The organism is Pseudoalteromonas caenipelagi (assembly GCF_013140855.1).
In the GTDB taxonomy this organism is placed as follows: domain Bacteria; phylum Pseudomonadota; class Gammaproteobacteria; order Enterobacterales; family Alteromonadaceae; genus Pseudoalteromonas; species Pseudoalteromonas caenipelagi.
Genome location: NZ_JABBPG010000001.1, coordinates 815169 through 836345 on the forward strand (window position 1 = coordinate 815169; position 21177 = coordinate 836345).

General features: G+C 41.7%; 23 protein-coding genes. 5 read left to right on the forward strand and 18 right to left on the reverse strand.

Annotated elements, in window-relative coordinates; all coding sequences use genetic code 11:
• Positions 1-81: 81 nt before the first annotated feature.
• Both recR and HG263_RS03525 read right to left on the reverse strand, forming a co-directional pair.
• On the reverse strand, positions 82-693 hold the full coding sequence (recR, locus tag HG263_RS03520) for a recombination mediator RecR (RefSeq protein ID WP_171624677.1): 612 nt from the start codon (positions 691-693) through the stop codon (positions 82-84).
• Positions 694-926: 233 nt separating this feature from the next.
• Positions 927-1073, reverse strand: a complete 147-nt coding sequence (locus tag HG263_RS03525) for a hypothetical protein (RefSeq protein ID WP_171624678.1) — start codon at positions 1071-1073, stop codon at positions 927-929.
• A 416-nt stretch (positions 1074-1489) separates the two neighbouring features.
• Here HG263_RS03525 and HG263_RS03530 point away from each other — a divergent pair, with 416 nt between their 5' ends.
• Positions 1490-1684, forward strand: coding sequence for a site-specific integrase (locus tag HG263_RS03530; RefSeq protein ID WP_171624679.1), 195 nt, complete (start codon positions 1490-1492; stop codon positions 1682-1684).
• Positions 1685-1825: 141 nt separating this feature from the next.
• Here the strand turns inward: HG263_RS03530 and HG263_RS03535 are convergent, their stop codons facing one another.
• From HG263_RS03535 to HG263_RS03560, 6 genes are all read right to left on the reverse strand, one after another.
• Positions 1826-2152 carry a YbaB/EbfC family nucleoid-associated protein gene (locus HG263_RS03535; RefSeq protein ID WP_105168635.1) on the reverse strand — a complete coding sequence of 109 codons (327 nt, stop codon included), beginning with the start codon at positions 2150-2152 and terminating at the stop codon, positions 1826-1828.
• A 57-nt stretch (positions 2153-2209) separates the two neighbouring features.
• Positions 2210-4453: a DNA polymerase III subunit gamma/tau gene (gene dnaX, locus HG263_RS03540; RefSeq protein ID WP_171624680.1), complete on the reverse strand. Its 2244-nt coding sequence runs from the start codon at positions 4451-4453 to the stop codon at positions 2210-2212.
• Position 4454: 1 nt separating this feature from the next.
• A complete protein-coding gene (gene apt / locus HG263_RS03545) occupies positions 4455-5000 on the reverse strand; it encodes an adenine phosphoribosyltransferase (protein WP_171624681.1) in 546 nt (181 codons plus the stop codon).
• 343 nt (positions 5001-5343) lie between these two features.
• The gene (locus HG263_RS03550) at positions 5344-6090 is read right to left on the reverse strand and encodes an HvfC family RiPP maturation protein (RefSeq protein WP_171624682.1); all 747 of its coding nucleotides are present in this window, start codon (positions 6088-6090) and stop codon (positions 5344-5346) included.
• Complete coding sequence (locus tag HG263_RS03555) at positions 6090-6932, reverse strand: HvfB family MNIO-type RiPP peptide maturase (protein ID WP_171624683.1); 843 nt, start codon at positions 6930-6932, stop codon at positions 6090-6092. Before HG263_RS03555 ends, HG263_RS03550 begins: the two co-directional genes overlap by 1 nt.
• A 57-nt stretch (positions 6933-6989) precedes the next feature.
• Positions 6990-7496: an HvfA family oxazolone/thioamide-modified RiPP metallophore gene (locus tag HG263_RS03560; protein WP_171624684.1), complete on the reverse strand. Its 507-nt coding sequence runs from the start codon at positions 7494-7496 to the stop codon at positions 6990-6992.
• Between the two features lie 154 nt (positions 7497-7650).
• On the opposite strand from HG263_RS03560, the gene HG263_RS03565 reads away from it, so the two are divergent.
• Together HG263_RS03565 and HG263_RS03570 are read left to right on the forward strand one after the other, a co-directional pair.
• A complete protein-coding gene (locus HG263_RS03565) occupies positions 7651-8637 on the forward strand; it encodes a tRNA-dihydrouridine synthase (RefSeq protein WP_171624685.1) in 987 nt (328 codons plus the stop codon).
• 35 nt (positions 8638-8672) lie between these two features.
• Positions 8673-9032: a conjugal transfer protein TraR gene (locus tag HG263_RS03570; RefSeq protein ID WP_171624686.1), complete on the forward strand. Its 360-nt coding sequence runs from the start codon at positions 8673-8675 to the stop codon at positions 9030-9032.
• Here HG263_RS03570 and HG263_RS03575 read toward each other — a convergent pair.
• From HG263_RS03575 to HG263_RS03620, 10 genes are all read right to left on the reverse strand, one after another.
• Complete coding sequence (locus tag HG263_RS03575) at positions 9029-9961, reverse strand: hypothetical protein (RefSeq protein WP_171624687.1); 933 nt, start codon at positions 9959-9961, stop codon at positions 9029-9031. The genes HG263_RS03570 and HG263_RS03575 overlap by 4 nt on opposite strands.
• A 140-nt stretch (positions 9962-10101) precedes the next feature.
• A complete protein-coding gene (locus tag HG263_RS03580) occupies positions 10102-11361 on the reverse strand; it encodes a tetratricopeptide repeat protein (RefSeq protein ID WP_171624688.1) in 1260 nt (419 codons plus the stop codon).
• An 11-nt stretch (positions 11362-11372) separates the two neighbouring features.
• Positions 11373-11990, reverse strand: a complete 618-nt coding sequence (locus HG263_RS03585; protein ID WP_171624689.1) for an energy transducer TonB — start codon at positions 11988-11990, stop codon at positions 11373-11375.
• Positions 11990-12394, reverse strand: a complete 405-nt coding sequence (locus HG263_RS03590; protein ID WP_171624690.1) for an ExbD/TolR family protein — start codon at positions 12392-12394, stop codon at positions 11990-11992. Before HG263_RS03590 ends, HG263_RS03585 begins: the two co-directional genes overlap by 1 nt.
• A 14-nt stretch (positions 12395-12408) precedes the next feature.
• Complete coding sequence (locus tag HG263_RS03595; RefSeq protein ID WP_171624691.1) at positions 12409-12933, reverse strand: MotA/TolQ/ExbB proton channel family protein; 525 nt, start codon at positions 12931-12933, stop codon at positions 12409-12411.
• A complete protein-coding gene (locus HG263_RS03600) occupies positions 12933-14297 on the reverse strand; it encodes a MotA/TolQ/ExbB proton channel family protein (RefSeq protein ID WP_171624692.1) in 1365 nt (454 codons plus the stop codon). The genes HG263_RS03595 and HG263_RS03600 overlap by 1 nt, the downstream gene beginning before the upstream one ends.
• 6 nt (positions 14298-14303) lie before the next feature.
• A complete protein-coding gene (locus HG263_RS03605; RefSeq protein ID WP_171624693.1) occupies positions 14304-15074 on the reverse strand; it encodes a DUF3450 domain-containing protein in 771 nt (256 codons plus the stop codon).
• 411 nt (positions 15075-15485) lie between these two features.
• Positions 15486-16124, reverse strand: coding sequence for a CatA-like O-acetyltransferase (locus tag HG263_RS03610; protein WP_171624694.1), 639 nt, complete (start codon positions 16122-16124; stop codon positions 15486-15488).
• Between the two features lie 67 nt (positions 16125-16191).
• A complete protein-coding gene (locus HG263_RS03615; RefSeq protein WP_171624695.1) occupies positions 16192-17232 on the reverse strand; it encodes a Glu/Leu/Phe/Val dehydrogenase dimerization domain-containing protein in 1041 nt (346 codons plus the stop codon).
• Between the two features lie 326 nt (positions 17233-17558).
• Positions 17559-19085, reverse strand: coding sequence for a fumarate hydratase (locus HG263_RS03620; protein ID WP_171624696.1), 1527 nt, complete (start codon positions 19083-19085; stop codon positions 17559-17561).
• Positions 19086-19241: 156 nt separating this feature from the next.
• On the opposite strand from HG263_RS03620, the gene pabB reads away from it, so the two are divergent.
• Both pabB and HG263_RS03630 read left to right on the forward strand, forming a co-directional pair.
• Positions 19242-20591 carry an aminodeoxychorismate synthase component I gene (pabB, locus tag HG263_RS03625; RefSeq protein WP_171624697.1) on the forward strand — a complete coding sequence of 450 codons (1350 nt, stop codon included), beginning with the start codon at positions 19242-19244 and terminating at the stop codon, positions 20589-20591.
• Positions 20592-20600: 9 nt separating this feature from the next.
• Positions 20601-21176, forward strand: coding sequence for an NUDIX domain-containing protein (locus tag HG263_RS03630; RefSeq protein ID WP_171624698.1), 576 nt, complete (start codon positions 20601-20603; stop codon positions 21174-21176).
• The last annotated feature ends 1 nt before the right edge of the window (position 21177 follow it).

Genomic DNA, 21177 nt, shown 5'->3' on the forward strand with positions numbered 1-21177 from the left:
CCAAATGGCACACTAACTTAGGTACAACTTGGTCAGTATTAGTTAGATAATAGATGAGGGCTTACCCCTTTTTACACTATTTCAGCGATTATGACCTAAAGAACGTCTGCCCGAAAATGCATGCATCAACGTCATGCCATCAACCAAGTCCAATTCTCCACCCACTGGCATACCATGTGCTATTCGAGAAGCTTCAACCTGATATTTATTACAAAGTTCGCCAATAAAGTGAGCGGTTGCTTCACCTTCAACCGTTGGATTGGTCGCTAAGATCACTTCATCGATATTGCCTTGTGATAGCTTTTGCTCCAGTAAATCTAAACCAATCTCTTTTGGGCCTATACCATCGATGGGCGACAAATGTCCCATTAGCACAAAGTATAGCCCTTGATACTGACCAGTTTGCTCAATCGCCAATACATCAGTGGGCGATTCTACAATACATAACAAACGGCTGTCTTGGCGTTTAATACTTTGGCAAATATCACATTGCGGGCTTTCTGAAAACGTTCGGCACGACTCACAATGACCAATAACTTGCATGGCTTTTGTCAAACAGGTACCAAGCTGTGTACCACCGTCTCGGTCACGCTCTAGCAAATGAAATGCGATCCGTTGCGCTGACTTTGGGCCTATTCCTGGTAAACAACGCAGCGCTTCAATAAGCGCCGTTAAACTAGGTGATAATTGCATAAGATTTATTCAAATTTAGCTAACTTTTGTCAGCAATATATATGGATGACATTGCTTTGCAAAGTAGCATAACAATGCTCGTCAGTACACCGATGATTGGCCGCTATAAAAAGCAATGTTTCAAAAATAATTACAACTGAAAAGAGAAGTGAGTTCAAAGGAGAAATGAAAATGATGAAATGCATGTAAAACTATAAAGCGCCCTAATCAATAGGACGCTCCGTATACTCAAATTACATATGCTTTACGCATGTAAGTCCAGCACAACCTGTAAGAGTATTAGCGCCACCGCCTACCTGCTTTGTCGCTTTCATATCGATGATTAAAGCTTCTTGATTATTTAGTTTTTTAAGCTTTTGTTTTTTTAGTTGAAGTCTCATAAATATTTCCTTTTTATTATATTTGCCCTTAAGTGAGCGGTATTAAAATCGCAAAATAAATTCCGCACGTCAACACCGTTTACGATAAAAAGCCCAAAAAACGACATAAAAAAACAATCAGTTAATAAAATTCATAGGTTGAAAGCCGTATTCTTTCTAACTTTACCAGTCAAATATACACAATAAATTGAACCCTGCTATCATTTGGCTTTCCACTGCCCTAAACACGGCTATATTGTTACAGAGCATGAAATAAAACACAGATATTGGCGCTGTAATTTTTGCTAACTCAAAAATATTCCTTAACCGATTCTTTTTTGCACTGCACATCCGTCTTACTAATAACATCACGTAATTTTGGAACTTAATATGTACAATGCAAACTGTCATTCTGACGTGGGTTAAAGAAAGCCAAGTTGACACATCAACCTCCGTATCAACTAAGACATATATATGCAAGTCGTATGCTAAAAGCTGAGGTTAATCACGTATGGCTAGCCAAACAAATGGGGCATGCTGATTGGAGTATGATCCACATCATCTATGGAAAGTGGATTAATGAAAGCCGTGATGAGATAAATAAAGTTGCCACCAATTTAGCGTTGCTTTAATAGTAAATATTGAGTACAGACGCAACGCCCAAATGAAATAATTTGGACTTTTTTATTACTAGCGTTTGGTATCTATTTGGTATCCCTATACTTCAGATAAAAAAATAGCGCCTAGAGGCGCTACTTTTATAGGATTCTAAGTTAGAACGGCATTTTGAAGCCAGGTGGTAGTTGCATACCGCCTGTGATGGCTGCCATTTTCTTTTCAGACTCTTCTGCTACGCGGCGTACTGCATCGTTACATGCTGCGGCTAGTAAGTCTTCAATCATGTCTTTGTCGTCTTCCATTAGGCTTTCGTCAATTTCAACACGACGCACATTGTGGCTACCTAGCATGGTCACTTTTACAAGGCCTGCACCAGCTTCGCCAGTTACTTCTAAGTTTTTAATGTCTTCTTGGGCTTTTTGCATGCGCTCTTGCATTTGCTGCGCTTGCTTCATCATGTTACCCATTCCACCTTTAAACATAATATGCTCTCTTACATCAATTCAATTGGGCTAAAAGATAAGGGCTATTGTACTTGATTACAATGCCTGTACTGTATTTTCATCGACCGCTGCATCAAATTCTTGGACAAACTGCACAATATTTGGGTCGCTGTTTATCACATCAACAGCTTGTTGGTAACGGTTGGCATCAATTTTTTGTTGGATTAAATAAGGTGAGTCTATCACTCCTGGGGCAAAGCTCACCTGTAACTGCACTTCGTAGCTATATATTTCACTGAGCGATGCCGTCAACTTTTGCCTAAGCATTGGGCTATCTAAGTGCTGTTGGCTTTGATCCACTTCTAAATTAAACGTGTGTCCGTCTTTGGTAAAAATAGAATGCAGTGCAAATTGGCGCATTCTACCACCTAGCCCCATACGCTTAATTAAGTGAGCCCATTCGTCTTGCTGATGGGCAAACTTAATATCGCTGATCGGGCTACTAAAATCATCTGGCACAGGAATGCTAGGCTCTTGTGACTCAACCGATTTGTTGCTGGTTGGCGGCGCTATTTGCTCTAACAGCTCTGGTGCAAGGTTTGCCTCATTGGGCTTATGTCGCTCTTTAAAGGCAACTTTCTTTTTAGGCGCTGCCGTTGTCGTTTGGTTTGTTGGCGCTCGGTGCGCCTGAGGCTTTTTTACCTCATCACCTTGCCCTTGACGTAGCTTTCCCGCGCCCGATATTTGTCTATTTTGTAAAATCCGCGCAATGGCTGACTGAGCTTGCTGCTCTTTATCTGCAATATTGCTAGATATAGCCTCGGGTTGTGGTGTTTGGTGCTCAGCCGGCGCTTGCGCATCTACCGCATTAACCTGTGCTTGGTCATCAGGTGAAAAACCAAGATCACTGGCTTGCGCCATTACTTGCTCATACTGCGCTGCATAGTCTTGATGTTGCGCTTGCTCGCCTTGGTACATATCGACATCGTGGTCGGTTTGGTAATGTTCGCTTTGGTCAACTGTATTACTCAACGGTTCATGCGTTGTCTGTTCTACAGGCGTATCGTTTACTGTTGGCTGACTATCAAGGCTATCTTGAGGTGCCGTTGGCTGGGCAAACTGTTGTACTGGCGGTGTTACAGCAGCTTGTTGCACTTGTGCTTCATTAGACTTATTCAGCAACGCACGTAAATTACCCACTCGATTTGCTTTGGGCTCTTCTGTATAGCTTGCTTGGGCAGGCGCACTTTGTATGTTGGTTTTTTCAAATGCCAGTAAACGCAGCATCAGCATTTCAAAACCCAGTTTTTGTTCAGGTGCCCACTGTAAATCGCGTTTGCCATTGAGTAACAGCTGATAATAAAGCTGCACTTTTTCTGGACCATTTTGCTGAGCAAGTACAGTAACATCTTGCGGGTCAAAATCACTAAGTCTTGCTGCTTGAGGTACTAACTGAGCCAATTGCATGGCGTGTGTCAGCGCTATCAAGTCATCTAGCACACTGACAAAGTTGCCATTTTGCTTGGCGATATTATCAACCGCTTGCAGCAATGTTTGCGAATCCTGACAGATTACAGCCGAGAGCAATGTAACAGCATGTGCGTTGTCCATTAAGCCAAGCATTTGCTGTACCGCAACTAAGGTTAAATCACCATTGGTTTGCGCGATTGCCTGATCGGTTAAACTAAGTGCATCACGCATACTGCCATCAGCGGCTTTGGCCAACGCTTGCAATGCTGGCTCTTCAAATTTCACCTGCTCTTTGGGCAAAATATCAGCTAACTGACCAATAATGTCATGCTGAGACATGGCATTAAGATTAAACTGCAAACAGCGAGATAAAATGGTAACAGGTAACTTTTGTGGATCTGTGGTGGCTAATAAAAACTTAACGTGCAGAGGGGGTTCTTCAAGTGTTTTAAGCAATGCGTTAAAACTGTGTTTAGATAACATATGCACTTCATCTATGAGGTACACTTTGTAACGACCTCGCGTTGGAGCGTATTGCACGTTATCTAAAATTTCACGAGTATCTTCTACTTTGGTACGCGATGCGGCATCAATTTCAATCAAGTCAATAAACTTGCCCGCTTCGATATCTTGGCAACTACTGCACGTACCACAAGGGTTTGAGGTTATCCCTTGATCGCAATTAAGACTTTTAGCAAAAATACGGGCGATGGTAGTTTTACCAACGCCCCGAGTCCCAGTAAATAAGTAAGCGTGATGCAGCCTTTGTTCGTTAAGCGCATTAACAAGCGCTTGTTTAACGTGTTGCTGCCCTACTAACTGATGAAAAGTTTGTGGACGCCACTTTCTAGCTAGGACTTGATAGCTCATCTTATTCGCCTTCGAACTCTACGAGTTTAAGCACCTTAATGCCCATGTCGGCAACGCGCTTTTCACCACCAAGTTCTGGTAACGATACAACAAATGCGGCATCTGTTGCATTACCGCCAAGGCGTGCAACCAGTTTAGCTGTTGCTTCAATCGTGCCACCTGTTGCGAGTAAGTCATCTACTAGTAACACTTGGTCGCCTTCAACAATCGCATCTGCATGTAGTTCTAAAATGTCTTCGCCATACTCAAGTTGATAACTTTGCGAAATAACTTCACGCGGTAACTTACCAGGCTTGCGTACAGGAATAAAAGGAATACCTAAGGCATACGATAACGGAGCACCGAAAATAAAGCCTCGAGACTCAGTACCAATAATTTTCGTAAAACCTTTGTCTTTGTATGCTGCGACAAAACTATCTACCGTCGCTTGAAACGCCGCAGGGTTTGCCATTAGCGTTGTTACATCACGAAACATAATACCCGGCTTAGGGTAGTTTGGAATAGTAACAATACTGTCTTTAATCATAGACGAATTAACTTGTGTCATTTTGGCACGCTTTGTTAAATAAATTTTCAAAAAAATGATTATAACAAGATTGACCAAACATGGAACGCTATGAGGCGGGATTCTCGACTAAACTCGATTGAAGTGCTTTATAAACGTACAAAAAAGGCCGCAAATGCAGCCTTTTCTATTCTTGTTATGCTAGCGCTGTTGCCCAGCCAAGAATCGCGTTTAAACACCCAATGCCAGCAAATACAGCAAGAAATGCAATAAAATATGTTGCATTGAACGGGTCTTTAAATTCACCTTTAGACATAATACTACCTTAATTTAAGCACGACAAAACGGCGCACATAATAATCGATATGCCTAAATGGATAAAGCCCTATTCGCTATTTTTACTCGCAACAATACCTAACTCCACAAAGGCTGCAAGGGTTTGTTTGGCTCCAGCTTGTAATTGAGCAAGCTCAAATTGCGGTAACTGATGATGTATTTGGGCAGTTAAATCAGCAAAAAATATACCGGGGCTTTGTTCAATAATCTGCAGTAGCATTGCCGTCATCGGGTTAGAAGACAAAAACGCCACTTCCTCTGCGGTATCTCTGTACACAACAAAATAGTGTGGCTGTTCGCTTGGCTGGGTAGGGAAAAACTCTGGACTTATTTGATGTACAGGAAACTGATAGCTAAGGTTTCGCGCTGTGTCTTTAAAAAATAGTGGTTGCGTGCTCAAATCTTCAACTAGTACATAATCATCGCAGCTTTGGCATACCGCAACATCTAGCTCAACCCATTCATAATGCGCCAGCTCCAACATAAAGCACGGATCTGAAGGGGTTAGTTCATATTCCAACTGTAAAAATTGTAAAAATTCTTGGCTTATTTCTAAAAAGTAAGGCGTTTTGCAATGATGATTGCTAAAAAATTGACGCACTATAAGCAGCCAATCGGCTTCATCATACAAACTTTTTAATACGGGAAATGCCGAAGACACAAACCCTTCAATGTTATTAAAAAACAACTCTCGATAAATGCTAAGACGTCGGTCTTCTATATCGCTTGGAGCAACCACGTTTTGTGGATCTCTAATGTGAGCCATAAACGTATTTTGCACGTCACTAAAAGACATTAGGCAACCCCTTTTTTATGCTGATGATGTTGCTTTTGTATGCCTTCAATATGCTGCAGCTCATTTTCTAAATCAGTCATACAGGGGATATTAAAGTCTCTTTCTAGCAGCGTTGGAAAAACACCATGATAGTGATAGGCCTTTTCTAGCAATTGCCAAACCGGGTCACACACTGGCGCGCCATGCGTGTCAACTAACAAGTCTTCTGCTTCTTCATAATGGCCTGCAACATGTCCGTAGGCAATACGCTCTGATGGCATCGCTTTTAAAAACGCTTCGGCATCATAACCGTGGTTAATGCTGTTTACATAAATGTTATTTACATCTAAAAGTAGATCGCAATCAGCTTGCTCTAAAACAGCTAAGGTAAACGCTTGTTCCGACATTTCCTGACCAGGAGCTGCATAGTAAGATACGTTCTCTACGGCTATACGTCGTTCTAAAATATCCTGAACTTGGCTTATTCTGCGTGCAACATGCGTTACTGCCTCCTCGGTAAACGGAATTGGCATTAGGTCATACATGTGCCCCTCACCAGAGCAATAACTGAGGTGTTCACTGTAAAGTAAAATATTATGTTCTTTAAAGAATGCCTTTAATGACTTTATAAATGCCACATCTAATGGCGCAGGAGAGCCCAAAGAAAGGGATAACCCATGGCAGATAAAGGCGTACTGTTCAGTGAGTTGTTTAAATTGGCGTCCATACTTCCCCCCCATTTTAAGCCAGTTCTCTGGTGCTACCTCAAAAAATTGGGCAATGTGTGGTGGCGCTATTAGAAAGTCATCTAGCATCTCACGTCTAAAACCTAAACCAACACGACCAAGTTTACTCGTTTGCATTTTTACCTCAAAAATAAGAGCAACCGAGGTTGCTCTATTTGTCATACTACTAGGCGATTAGTGAGAACCACATTTACCTTCTTTTTTAGCTTTTTTGTCGCCACCACATTTGCCTTCACCGCACTTACCTTCTTTTTTAGCTTTGTGCTCGCCGCCACATTTGCCTTCGCCGCACTTACCTTCTTTTTTACCTTTGTGCTCGCCGCCACATTTGCCTTCGCCGCACTTACCTTCTTTTTTGCCTTTGTGCTCGCCGCCACATTTGCCTTCGCCACACTTACCTTCTTTTTTGCCTTTGTGCTCGCCGCCACATTTGCCTTCGCCGCACTTACCTTCTTTTTTGCCTTTGTGCTCGCCGCCACATTTGCCTTCGCCGCACTTACCTTCTTTTTTACCTTTGTGCTCGCCACCACATTTACCTTCAGCTCCGTCTAACTGGTATCCAGCAGTCATAGCTTCGAATGCAAAAGGGTTTGCACTGGCTTCTGTCGCAGTTAATCCAGCTGTACCAATAACAACAGCGCCAAGCGTTAGAGCAATAGAATTCTTTTTGATTGTATTCATAACTGGTTCTCTTTTTAAAATAAATGATTCTTTGTACAAGACCTCACGTGAACTAAAAATATTTCATCAAAAAGCTAAAAAAAGCAAATTTACACTTAGCAATTGTTTGTTGCTCGTTTAAAATGGCCGCCCTTTGCACTAACTATTAAGCAGTATGAAACTTGTATTAGCCCCAATGGAAGGCGTTGTAGACTTTAAAATGCGCCAATTGCTCACTGACATTGGTGGCTTTGACCTATGTGTGACTGAATTTATTCGTGTTGTAGATTTAACTTTGCCAAGGCGAGTTTTCACTAGGTATTGCCCCGAGCTGCTTAATAAAGGAAAAACACGTTCAGGAACCCCCGTTAGAATTCAACTACTCGGTCAGGTGCCGCACGTGCTTGCCGCCAATGCGAGAAAAGCAGTGATGCTAGGCTCTCATGGGGTTGATTTAAATTTCGGCTGCCCCGCAAAAACCGTCAACAAAAGTAAAGGTGGTGCGGTTTTGCTAAAAGAACCTGAGCAAATTTATCAAATAATTAAAGCTGTGAGAGAAGCGGTGCCGCAAGAGCATGTTGTTAGCGCTAAAATTCGTTTAGGCTTTGATGATGATAGCAACAGTACTGAAATCGTGGATGCGGTACAAAGCGCTGGAGCGTCAAGTTTAGCCATACATGCTAGAACTAAACGAGATGGTTACAAACCCCCAGCCTATTGGGAAAAAATCCCTCCACTGCTCGCTCGCCTTCGTATTCCTGTCATCGCTAACGGAGAAATCTGGCAAGTTGAAGATGCCTTTGTATGCCAACAAAGAAGCGGTTGCCAAGATTTAATGATTGGTCGTGGTGCGCTTGCTATGCCGGACCTAGCCGCAAAAATAAAGGCAAAATTCCTTAACAATCATCACCAAGCGCTTAGCTGGGAAAATGTGATATACCATATTTTGCACTCTTCTATGCACCAAGACCCGAGCGTCAGTGAAAAGTATTTTTCAGCGCGTACTAAACAATGGTTAGGCTATCTAAAACGCCAATACCCACAAGCCCACCTTTTATTTGATGAAATAAAAACCCTCAAATATAAAGATGATGTGATTACTGTGCTTGAGAAATACGCAAAGTGTCCGAGTCTTGATTCAAATCATGATAACGATTTATAAAGCTGATGATAATAGAAGCTCACAGGAGAGCGACTATGAATTCAGAACAAACAAGAAACTTTCAAGACCGATTGGAGTGCGAACTACTTACAGTTAGGCAAGCACTATTAAACGAGTTGAAACAATCTAGCCAAAAATTTTCTGGCGAGCTTGCTGAGTTGTTAGAGCAAAGTTTGCCATCCGAGTGGTTGGATATCGCGGCAAAGCATATAAATCCCCAGCAATATCCTGATTTTCAGAGACTATTAAAGTTAGAAGCAGCGCTTTGCCAAATCGACATAGGTCAATTTGGCTACTGCTGTGACTGCGAAACACAGTTGGACATTAAAGACTTAACTGCCGACCCTACAATACAGCGATGCCACAATTGCAGCGAAAAAAGTCACCAAACTTAAATCTTTGGTAAAAAGGTTATTACGCTGGCGGGATGTAAGGCAACCCCTTCGATTAGCGAATATGCTTGTTGCTCTGTCAGCTTTAACCTTGATTGCAGCGTTACGGTAGCTTGCTTTAAAGACCAACCTTGATAATGAATACCCAAATCAACTTCCATCAGAGCAAGTAATAGTGCCTGCTCTTGCTTTGTTAAAGTAAACTGGCAATTAGCGACAGTGGCAGGTAAGTTTACGTAGTCATCTAACCAGTTAAGACCTGGCTTTAGCTCTTGGCAACGGGTTTTAATCATCCCAAGCGCATAATTTGAGTTTTCTTCTGTTAAGTGTTCTGCGTATTCTCGAGAATTAATGAACTTGTCAGCTAATTGGTGCTGCACTTGTGCAAGCAAATTACTAGGCGATACCGCCTCGGTGTAATAAAAATTTAGTTTGCTCTGATACCACTCCTTACCATTTGGCAACTGATAAAGACCAATACCACTTCTAGGCTTATATGTGTCTAAATATGATACTAACTCACTGCCCTTCGCTTGCTTTGCCAAATACTCATTTAACCGAGAGAGTTCGATGCGAGACAAATATATTTTGCTCTCTTTGGCTTCTTCTAGCTTAGCTATAACATTCAAAAGCCAATTATCTATGTCGTCATCATTTAAACCATGTAATAGCGCATTTTTTAAAACATTTACGCTCGCTGGCCACATGATATACCGCTCTGGATATCGTTCTTGAATTTTTAAGTAGTTAAGTTCGTCTAGCTGCCCTTTATCCAGCACTTGATCATCTAGCGTTTGATAAATCATGTGTCTTCTATCTAGGTAGTCATCCGTAAAAGGCAAAATAGTAAAAGGGCTATCTGCCTGTTTAGGCATAAGTGCTTGATTGATCTCTTGCATTGTCTGCTGCGCAGATTGATAGCTTATTGTCACTGGCGCAGACGCCTTATCGCACCCAACTAGGTACACCAGGGCTGCAATGCCAAATAAAAACTGACATATTTTTGAATGGTAAACTTGCATATTTTGAAAATACTATAGGTAATAAAAAAGCCCCTTTCGGGGCCTTTTTGTTAGATCTTAACGCCTTTGCGTTGAGCTTTGTCTTTAATAAACGTTGCCCAACCACGTGCAAATTTGCGTGTTCTTGGATCTTCTTGTGCTTTAACGATTGCTTGATACGCTTGCTTATATTTTTCCTGATATAAGTAAGCTTCAGCTAAATCAGTGTATGTATTACCTTCTTTATCTGTACCAAGTTCTAACGCCTTATTCAAACGTTCTACCGCAGCACTAAACTTTTGCCCCGTCAACAATAAACTACCAGCCTTTCTATAAAGCTCTGCATCGTTATCAAATTTAGCAGCTTCTTCATAGTATTTAGCCGCATCGACTAAATGCTTAGCTTGGTGGTAGTAACTCGCTGTTGCAGTCACATTTTGCTTAGTTCGTTCAACTTTTCCGTCCTTCAGTGCTTTTTCAAAAACAACTGCAGCTTTGTACGGAATGTCGTTCAACGAATAGTAGCTGCTCAGAATCTTATAGTGGTTCTCTTTCTCGAAATAGCCCTTACGGTATGCTATTTCCATTACAGTCAAACCTTCAGAATAATCTTCAGTTTGCATGTAGAAAGAGCCAAGTTGAGTCCACATTTTTGGTTCTTCCGGGAACAACTTCACTAATATTTCAGCAACTTTTACTGCGTCTTTGTACTTTTTAAGCTCAAAGAATGAACCAATTTTAAGCATATGGTATTGCTTGTTTGGTTCAGCATCTAACTTAATCGCTTTATCAGCAGGCTCAATAACTTTGCTGTATTGCTTAAGCTCGTAATAAGCTTGAGCGATTCGAGCGTATACTTTCGGATCTTCTTCACCTGTGAAGTCCATCCAATCGTTGTACGTTTTAATCGCTTCTTGGTACTTATTAGTTCCAATTAGCAAGTCACCAAGTAACTTATATAAGTCAGCTTGATCTTTAAAGTTAAGAGCGTCTGGAGCGATAGCTGAGCGAATATATTTTATCGCATCATCGTATCGCTCTTTTTGCGCGTACATATTACCTAAGTAACGGTTTACCGTCGCTTTATCAAAATCATTTGATGGGTCAAGCTCTTTCAACTCAGCAATTGCCTCGTCGATTTTATCTTCATTGTACAAGTCAAAAGCTTTAACCACTTTTTTACCTGTACGCTCACCCATGATTTTGGTTTTGGCTTTTTTACGTTCTTCAATCTTGGCATAGTCTGGAGCAGCTACTGCAGCCGTAGTGTATACAGTACCTGACAAAGACATAAGTAGCGCAAGAGCTGTTGCTTTATTCAAATGCTTCATTTCTTGCCTCCTTAACCGTCTTGATTGAGTTTAAAGTCTAACTGAACCGTAATACCAGGTTGTTTTTCAGGTTTCCCATCAACAATCTTAGGGCGATATTTCCACTTACGTAATGCTCTAATAGCTTCACGGTTGAAAATACGCTTTGGTTCAGCATCAATAACTTCTACATCTTCAACTTCGCCTAGCTCGTTGATAGTAAATGAAAGCTGTACCCAACCCTCTTTACCATCACGCGCTGCTTGAACCGGATATTTAGGTTCAATACGTACGATAGGTGTTGCATCACCGTCGCGGCCAAATTCACCAGGACCACTCAGACCACCAGATGTTCCACCCAGATCGATGCTTGGCATATTAAAGCCAATTGCACCTGCTGCAGGGTTTGCATTTTCAGGCTGAGGCGGCTGCGGCTTAGGCGGCTGCTTCGGTGGAGGTGGTGGCGGAGGCGGAACTCTCTTCCGCTCCTGCACCTCAGATTCAGGTGGATTCGTCATAATTTCGACCACTATCTGTTCTTTTTTCTCATCTGCCCTATCAGCTCCGCCAGAGATAAGATAAGACATAAAAAAGAACAAGCCGAAAGTAACTGCCCCACCTGCAATCAGTGAAAACAGAAAACGAATCATTACTTAGCTCCAGCTATTGAAATCTTCAGGCTATCGCTAGTTGCCTTGATTTGGTCCATTACTTTCACAACCACACCGTGTTTAGCACCTTTATCCGCTTGGATAATAACGGTCTCAGTTGGTTGTTCAGCAAGAATACTTTCAAGGTTTGCACTAACACGCTCTACATCAACTTGACGCTTATCCATCCATATCTCGCCATTCTCACGAATAGCGATGAAGACGTTTGCGTTCTTAGTTTGTTGAGCTTGAGCAGCCTTTGGCTTCTTAACTTCAATACCAGCCTCTTTCACAAAAGACGTGGTAACGATGAAGAAGATCAGCATGATGAATACGATGTCTAGCATCGGCGTCATATCTACTGCTGCATCTTCGTCTTCACGAAAACGTTGTTTACGTGCCATATTAATATCTCTCTCTAGTGATGTGGCAAGCTGTCAATCAACTGTTCTTTAGCCATTTTCGCTCTTGCTTCAAGGCGAGTGCTAAAGAATACACCTGACAGTGCCGCAACCATTCCTGCCATTGTTGGTACCGTCGCCATTGAGATGCCTGATGCCATCAAACGTGCATTACCAGTACCTTGCGTAGCCATGGTTTCGAACACCGAAATCATACCTGTTACTGTACCTAGTAAGCCGATTAATGGACACATTGCAACCAATGTTTTGATAATCAACATACGCTCATCTAATTTCTCAGACGCTTCAGAAATCCATGCATCGCGGATTCTGTGTGCGTACCAAGACGTTGTGTCTTGGCGGGCGTCCCACTTAGCTACGATATCCGCCTTCATTTTTGGATACTCAGCTAGTAGGAACCAATAGCGCTCAATCATTAAAAACCACATAATAAAGAGTGCTATCGCGACCACGTATAAAACTTGGCCGCCTGTGCCAACAAAATCCCTGATAGATTCCCAGGTCTCCATCAGGACTAGCATTAGGCTCTCTCCTTCTCCGCGTGTGCAGCAACAATACCTGCACTTTGCTCGTCAAGGATGTGTAAAACAGCTTTACTACGACCCGAAACGATTGCGTGTAATAGGATTAGTGGTAGAGCAGCAATAAGACCTAGAGCTGTTGTTACAAGCGCTAGAGAGATGTTACCTGCCATGATCTTCGGATCACCAGTACCAAATAGTGTGATTGATTCGAACGTTAGGATCATACCAACAACCGTACCTAATAGACCTAGTAGTGGCGCAATTGCAGCCAAGATCTTGATGATGTTAATACCCGCTTCAATACGTGGCGTTTCACGTAAAATAGCTTCATCAAGTTTAAGCTCTAGGTTCTCAACGTCTTGGTTCTTGTTGTCATGGTAAACTTTCAAGATACGACCAAGTGGGTTGTTTGTGTTAGGTGTATTGATGTTTTTAATTTGCGCCTTGATTTTCGCACCAACCATCATTAGGTCTAGGAAGCGAACAAGTGCAAGCAATGCACCTACTGCTAACAATGCAGTAATGATGTAACCAACTGTGTCACCTTGGTGCCAGCGCTCTTCAACAGTAGCACGCTGAGTGTTCAAACGTAAGATTGAACCACGCGTTGGGTCTACATAAAACTTAGTGTAAGTACCAGAAGATGTGCTAAGTAGAGAGTTAACAGTATCTAACACATAACCGTCTGGTTGCTTACCTAGTGGCGTGATTGCTTTGTTAGCTGCATCATAAAGAACATAGCCGTCTTTAGTCACTAAGTTAAAGTTACCAACACGAGTAACTTGTTTAACGTTAGTCTCACCGCTAAGTTCAGCAACTTGAGCTTCAAAAGTAGATACTTTTGCAGACTCAGTCATTTCAGTTTGGAATGCAATCCAAAGCTCTTCTAGTTCACGAGTAGTTGGTAGTTCTTTTGCAGCAGCAAGAGAACGTAATACTTCAGCGCGTCCTGGTTTTTCAGCAGATACTAATGATGCTTCGATTGAACCGATAGCTTCTGAAGCTGAACGACGTACAACACCGAACATCTCACCTAAAGTACCTGTAGCGTTAGCTAGTTCAACTTCTTTTTCAGCAAGTGTGATTTCGTTTTGCTTGAACTCTTTGCCCAAACGCTCACCACGTGCTTTTTCAGCAGCTAGTTCGCTCTTTGCTTTATTAAGCAAAGACTGCTGGTTTGCGCGAGAAGAAAGGAACTCTTGCTCACGTTGCTTGTTGATTTTTCCTTCAGAAATACGGTTTTGCTTTACTTCCTGTAGGATTTTATCAAGAGCTTCTGTATTTGCGTGTGCATTTAGCGCGGCACCTGCAGAAACAGATAGTGCAGCGGCTACTGCAAAGCCTTTAAATAGTTTCTTCATTTTCACTTACTCCGCGCCAAAGATTGGTAATGCAACTAGATCTGGGGCAGCCTGACCACGTGCGATACGGATCATATCTTTAACAGGCTTAAGGTATTCTTCACCTAGCTCATCCCACTGTTTAGCAGTATTGTTCCAAACCCATGCATGCTTTAAGTCAAAAGACTGAGCAACATAAGCTACGCGGCCAAGACGTGCAAAATCAACGTTGATGTTTTTACCATTGATTTCTAAAGAACCTTGAGACGCAGCCATAACTGAACTGTAATCAGTTTCAATTGTGTATGCTTCAAGTACTTGGCGGAATTTTTCTGAAGTAGTAACTTTAGAATTTGAAAGTAGTTCACGTAACTTCTCTACGCGACCCATACGTGTTTCAGTCTCAAACGGAACGTCCGCTTTGATGAATTGCTCAAGCGTATCGATCATGCGATACATCAAAGGCACAACGTCCTGTTTTGTCTTTTCAATTGTTCCGATCTGACGATCAAATGACTCAATGCCAGCTCTTTGGTCAGCGACCAAACGGGCAACGTGGTCGTTATAAACTTTTAGTAGTTCAGTTTCGTCAACAACACTGCGGTACTCGCCGATCATTTCTTGCGTTTGACCAAAAATGTTGTCGATTTTTTCTTGAGACTTTTTAGCAGCCTTTTGAGTTTGTTGACCTACTTTTTGTACGTCGTTCAAAGGATCTGCAATCACATTGCTGCTTGCAAATGCTGTTGCGCCTAAAAGCGCAGTAGCTACAAGACTCTTTCTGATTTTAACAGACATAGTTCCCAACCAATTAAGTAATGTTACTTTTATAATTTTATCACCCCTCTAGGGAGCAACCCTGATATCTTTTAACAGATATCAACTGTCCAATAATGCTAAATGCAAGTCGCTGTGTCAACTTCACTTGCAAAACAAATTTTCCAGTTCTAAAAAAATAAATTCGATATAAAACAAAAAATTAACATGGTTTTTTTTCAACTCCTCTTATAGCCTTTGATAATAAAGCAGTTAAATCACAATGTTTACATTTAATTACAACACAAGAGCGCAATGTAATAGTCTCTTTAATTTTGCAATTATGGGCCTTAACTACATGAATACAATAAAAATTTAAATTTATGATCGAAAAATAATTGCTATTTTTGCATCACTGAAAAAAAAACCTCCATCTGCCTATATTTCAACCACTTAATTTACTAGCTCAAAAATAGCTTGTTTAAGTGTAGTCAAAAATTGAGCAACGTGAATACCATCTAACAAAGCATGGTGCACTTCTATATTTAACGGCATCAACCCCGTGCTGTCTTGGTATTGACCAAATACAAACTTAGGGATACCAGAACAGTGGCTTGTATCAGTTGACGCATGGTTAAAACTGGTAAAGTTCAGCCAAGGTAATATTGATACATACACTTGTGCGATGTGTGTTTCTCGAAGTTCAAGCGCTTCGTTCAATAATGACTGGTCTAAGTAATGTGCTTTTTGTGAACAAGCATGCGCACAAAATTGCTCAAAGCTTCCTTTTACAGACAAAGGCGTAAAACGGAAGGTTTCATCTTCTTTTAAAAATACAGTGCTTAGCGTAACTTCATCCACCTCACAAGGCTGACCATCTTGAATGCGATAACGCATTGGCGCGTATTGATTTAGCGCTTGCAATAAACAATACAGGTAACACAAGGTAAATGAATACTGATTTGCCTTTGCAAACTGATAGAGTGAAGAAAAATCTAAATGTGTTGTTAGATTGAATTGCGGCTTGTCAAAACTTTTAAAAAAATGAAAGTGCTGTGCGCGTGGCCACGTGTTTAAGTCAATTCGTTTCATACGTATACAGAACAAAAAAGGGTATGCTAAGCATACCCTTTCAACTATCTAGTATCGAATAAAATCGTTAAAGACCTTGTTCGATAATTTCTTGGGCTAATTCATCTGCGATAATGTGAGTAGATTTTTGCTCACTTTCTGAACGCGCAAAAATCTCCGTTAAGGTGTCATAAATACCTTCAACGTGTTTTGTAGCAGCAGCTTCGTTGTAGCCTTCAGGTTTAGTTTCGTAATAAACGTTGATGATACCACCAGCATTGATCACGTAATCTGGCGCATAAAGCACCCCTTTTTCACGCAGAATTTCACCATGGCGAGACTCTGCAAGCTGGTTGTTTGCACAACCCGCTATGATGTTAGCCTTAATACGCGGGATGGTATTATCGTTAACAGTCGCGCCAAGTGCACAAGGTGCATAAACATCAACGTCTAAATCATAGATTTCATCAATACCAACGGCTGTTGCGCCAAACTCAGTAACCACTCTATCTACTGATGCTTGGTTGATATCAGTAACAAACAACTCAGCGCCTGCTTCGTGCAAATATTTACATAAACCGTAAGCAACTGCTCCTAAACCTTGAACAGCAACTTTGACGCCAGCTAAATCTTGGTGACCATGTTTATGTTGGTATGCTGCTTTGATACCTAAAAATGTGCCAAGTGCTGTAAATGGTGATGGGTTACCACTTTTACCTTCAAGACCTAACACATAGTTAGTCTCTTTGTTCATTATCATCACATCACCTGTCGTGATGTTTACATCTTCAGCTGAATAATAGCTGCCACCTAATCGCTCTAGATGCTTACCAAACGCCCTAAATAACGCTTCAGATTTAATTTCTTTAGCATCGCCAATTATCACAGATTTACCACCACCAAATGGTAAACGTGCAACCGCGTTTTTGTATGTCATGCCTTTAGATAGACGCAACACGTCATATACGGCATCTTCATCTTTGGCGTAGTTCCATAAACGGCAACCACCGACAGCTGGACCTAGCTTAGTATTGTGTACCGCAATGATTGCTTTTAAGCCTGATGCTTCATCTGCACAAAATACGACCTGTTCATGATTATCAAATTCAACTTGGTTAAATACAGCCACTTTAAGTTCTCCGAAATGTCTCACCCTATAGGTGTTGATAGCGCTGAAATTGGCAAAACTCTATCACTAACTTATCATCCATGCCAGAAAATGAGATGATCATCCTACTAAATACAATTAATTTAAATGAACAAACTAATAATAATCACAATAAGGAATATTTAACCCCCAAATGAGCGCCAAGCAGACTTATATAGTTAAGATATCTTAATTCTTCGCAAGGGATGTTTACGTAAACGTAAAGTTTAGTAGCGGTGTACAATTTTAGTTACAAAAAAAGCCACGTATTTATTAAACACGCGGCTTTTATGATTTGCTGAACAAACTTATTTGAGCTTGCTGTCTAGCTCTTCGATTTTAGCTTTCCAGATAGCAGGACCCTGTTCATGGGCATTTGCACCGGTGCTATCAACCGCCACGGTCACTGGCATATCTTCAACTTCAAACTCATAAATTGCTTCCATTCCCAAGTCTTCAAAGGCAACAACACGTGCTTTTTTAATTGCCTTGGCCACTAAATAAGCTGCACCGCCTACTGCCATCAGGTAGATTGATTTATTATTTTTGATTGACTCAACCGTTGCAGGACCACGTTCGGCCTTACCAATCATACCGACAATACCGGTATTCTCTAACATCATATCGGTAAACTTATCCATACGAGTTGCTGTAGTCGGACCAGCAGGACCAACCGCTTCGTTACCTACTGCATCTACCGGACCCACGTAGTAAATGAACTTATTCTCAAAGTCTACCCCTTCAGGTAAACCTTCACCTGAATTGATCATATCTTGTAGGCGTTTATGCGCAGCATCTCGACCAGTTAGAATTTTACCTGATAGAAGTACCGTTTCACCCATCTTCCAATCTTGAGTGTCTTCTTTGGTTAAGGTATCTAAATTTACACGGCGAGTATCTTCACCAACTTCCCACGTTACTTCAGGCCAATCTTCAAGTTTAGGTGCTTTAAGATCTGCAGGACCAGAGCCATCAAGCGTAAAGTGTACGTGGCGAGTTGCTGCACAGTTTGGGATCATAACTACAGGCTTTGACGCGGCATGTGTAGGCGCTGTTTTGATTTTAACATCAACCACAGTCGTTAAACCACCCAGTCCCTGTGCACCAATACCTAGCTTGTTTGCACGCTCAAAAATATCCAAACGTAGTTTTTCTTCTGCTGTTTCAGCTCCACGTTCAATCAGTTCGTGAATATCAACAGGGTCCATAAGTGATTCTTTCGCCAGTACCGCCGCTTTTTCTGCAGTACCACCAATACCTATTCCTAGCATGCCAGGTGGACACCAGCCAGCCCCCATAGTTGGCAGCGTTTTTTCTACCCACGCAGCCACATCGTCAGATGGATTTAGCATCACCATTTTAGTTTTGTTCTCAGAGCCGCCACCTTTAGCTGCAATCATCACTTCTACTTCCGCGCCTGGCACCATATCAATATGCACAACTGATGGGGTATTGTCTTTGGTATTTTTACGACTTCCCGCTGGGTCTGCAACAATAGATGCTCGCAGTGGGTTATCTGGATTAAGGTAAGCTCTACGCGTGCCTTCATCAACCATTTGCTGAACCGTAAGATCAGTCTTGTCCCATTTAACATCCATACCCACTTTCACAAAGCAAGTAACAATACCTGTATCTTGACAAAGTGGACGCTTGCCCTCGGCAGACATACGCGAGTTAATTAAAATTTGCGCTATCGCGTCTTTAGCCGCTTTGCTTTGTTCCTTGTGATACGCTTTTTCTAAAGCCTGAACAAAGTCTAATGGATGATAAAAAGAGATATATTGCAAAGCATCTTCGATACTTTCGATGAAGTCTTGCTGACGGATCATACTCATGACGGTTCCTTAGTTTGGTTATTTAACTCAAGGTCAATAACTGAATACATCTTAAAAATAGCAACCATTTTAAGCCTAGGGCTAAGTCACTATAGAAAAATAGATAAGTATGATAACCTCCCCGCCCGTTTCGGGCTAGTTTTCAGGTTCAAGTAAATGGAAAATGAACAAATTTACGTCAAAAAATTAGATATTTCCTTAGCTACAGAGGCAGTATTCGAACATTTTGCACACTTACCCAACGCGATTTTATTAGACTCATGCAACGCAGCTCACGTAAATAGTCGCTTCGATATTATCGCCATTGAGCCTACGCACCTTTTAACGGCTCAAAACGGCCAGATTTTTTTGGATGGAATTGAACAAGCATCTAGCTGCTTTAACATAATGAAAGCGCATTTAGCTTCATTATCGACTACTAAAGCGCCTTATGAGCTACCCTTCAATGGTGGTTGGCTTGGCTATTTCAGTTATGATTTAGGCCGCTATATAGAAAAGCTCCCAGAGCAAGCTCATAGAGATATCGAGCTGCCGGATATGCATATAGGGCTATATTTAGACGCACTCATTTACGATAACGTACATGCTCAGTGGTACTACGTTAGTCAGCCAAACGCACAACGCATAACGCGCTATCTAACACACTTGAGCGAAGACGCTATACCTCACACTCCATTTGTTTTAACTACAGATTGGTCGTCTAACATGACTCAAGACCAGTACACTGAAAAGTTTGAACAAATTCAAAAATATTTAAAAAGTGGCGATTGCTATCAGATAAATTTAGCACAACGCTTTAGCGCGCATTACCAAGGTTCGCCTTGGCATGCCTATAAAAAGTTACGCTCACAAAACAAAGCGCCTTTTTCGGCATTTATGAGTGTCCACCAAAGCGCTATCTTGTCTGTTTCACCTGAACGCTTTTTGTTAGTTGATAATGACAAAGTAGAGACAAAGCCTATTAAAGGCACCTTACCAAGAATGATCGACCCAGATGACGACAAGCGACAAGCTGAACGTTTGGCCAATAGTCCTAAAGACCGAGCCGAAAATGTGATGATTGTTGACCTGTTAAGGAATGATCTCGGTAAAGTAGCCAAGCCAGGCTCGGTGCAAGTGCCTAGTTTATTTGCCATAGAAAGCTTTCCTGCCGTTCATCATTTAGTAAGTACAGTCACAAGCGAACTGGCGCAAGATCAGTGTGCAGTAGATCAACTTCAAGCAGCCTTTCCTGGCGGCTCTATCACAGGCGCTCCCAAGATAAGAGCTATGGAAATAATTGAAGAACTTGAACCACACAGGCGTAGCGCATATTGCGGCTCTATTGGCTATGTGAGCGCCTGTGGTAGGATGGATACATCTATCACAATACGCACATTAGTGTGCAACAAAGAGACCATACATTGTTGGGCTGGTGGCGGTATTGTGGCAGACTCCAAAGTAGACTTGGAATATCAGGAAACCTATCATAAGGTTAATAAAATTCTACCTATATTAGCTAGTTAAGAGCACAACGTGACATTAGACGAGGTAATTACAAGATTTCATATCAGCGCGTTACAAACTGACGAGTCGCGCGTTATTGCCCGTCAATTAGTAAAATCAAGTGCCGTATTAATGCCTTTGATTGAACAAAATGGTCAAGCAGCTTTGCTATTTTGTAAGCGAGCTGCTTATCTTAAGCATCACCCTTCTCAGTTATGTTTTCCTGGCGGTAAAGCTGAACCTCAAGATACAAATTTAGTCATGACAGCGCTACGAGAAACACAGGAAGAGCTTGGGATCAGCGCAAAAAACATTACCCCATTAGGTACGTTAGGTATCCATGCTACTTTAACTGGCTTTACCATACTCCCCGTCGTTGCCAAATTAGCGCCTAATACCCAATGGCATACCGAAAGCTTGGAAGTTGAGAGTGCATTCACCATACCTATTGCACAATTGAGTAAAGAGTCAAACTGGTATACATATGAGCTGCAATTAGCAGGGAGCCACCGTCAACTGCCTGGTTTTATTACCCCACATGGATTACTTTGGGGCGCCACTGCTAGCTTAGTCAAAAACTTTATACAATTAATCAAAACGGCATAGC

Coding starts and splice junctions, on each gene's coding strand:
- recR (WP_171624677.1), bottom strand. CDS start 693: ATGCAATTATCACCTAGTTTAACGGCGCTTATTGAAGCGCTGCGTTGT.
- HG263_RS03525 (WP_171624678.1), bottom strand. CDS start 1,073: ATGAGACTTCAACTAAAAAAACAAAAGCTTAAAAAACTAAATAATCAA.
- HG263_RS03535 (WP_105168635.1), bottom strand. CDS start 2,152: ATGTTTAAAGGTGGAATGGGTAACATGATGAAGCAAGCGCAGCAAATG.
- dnaX (WP_171624680.1), bottom strand. CDS start 4,453: ATGAGCTATCAAGTCCTAGCTAGAAAGTGGCGTCCACAAACTTTTCAT.
- apt (WP_171624681.1), bottom strand. CDS start 5,000: ATGACACAAGTTAATTCGTCTATGATTAAAGACAGTATTGTTACTATT.
- HG263_RS03550 (WP_171624682.1), bottom strand. CDS start 6,090: ATGTCTTTTAGTGACGTGCAAAATACGTTTATGGCTCACATTAGAGAT.
- HG263_RS03555 (WP_171624683.1), bottom strand. CDS start 6,932: ATGCAAACGAGTAAACTTGGTCGTGTTGGTTTAGGTTTTAGACGTGAG.
- HG263_RS03560 (WP_171624684.1), bottom strand. CDS start 7,496: ATGAATACAATCAAAAAGAATTCTATTGCTCTAACGCTTGGCGCTGTT.
- HG263_RS03565 (WP_171624685.1), top strand. CDS start 7,651: ATGAAACTTGTATTAGCCCCAATGGAAGGCGTTGTAGACTTTAAAATG.
- HG263_RS03570 (WP_171624686.1), top strand. CDS start 8,673: ATGAATTCAGAACAAACAAGAAACTTTCAAGACCGATTGGAGTGCGAA.
- HG263_RS03580 (WP_171624688.1), bottom strand. CDS start 11,361: ATGAAGCATTTGAATAAAGCAACAGCTCTTGCGCTACTTATGTCTTTG.
- HG263_RS03585 (WP_171624689.1), bottom strand. CDS start 11,990: ATGATTCGTTTTCTGTTTTCACTGATTGCAGGTGGGGCAGTTACTTTC.
- HG263_RS03590 (WP_171624690.1), bottom strand. CDS start 12,394: ATGGCACGTAAACAACGTTTTCGTGAAGACGAAGATGCAGCAGTAGAT.
- HG263_RS03595 (WP_171624691.1), bottom strand. CDS start 12,933: ATGCTAGTCCTGATGGAGACCTGGGAATCTATCAGGGATTTTGTTGGC.
- HG263_RS03600 (WP_171624692.1), bottom strand. CDS start 14,297: ATGAAGAAACTATTTAAAGGCTTTGCAGTAGCCGCTGCACTATCTGTT.
- HG263_RS03605 (WP_171624693.1), bottom strand. CDS start 15,074: ATGTCTGTTAAAATCAGAAAGAGTCTTGTAGCTACTGCGCTTTTAGGC.
- HG263_RS03610 (WP_171624694.1), bottom strand. CDS start 16,124: ATGAAACGAATTGACTTAAACACGTGGCCACGCGCACAGCACTTTCAT.
- HG263_RS03620 (WP_171624696.1), bottom strand. CDS start 19,085: ATGAGTATGATCCGTCAGCAAGACTTCATCGAAAGTATCGAAGATGCT.
- pabB (WP_171624697.1), top strand. CDS start 19,242: ATGGAAAATGAACAAATTTACGTCAAAAAATTAGATATTTCCTTAGCT.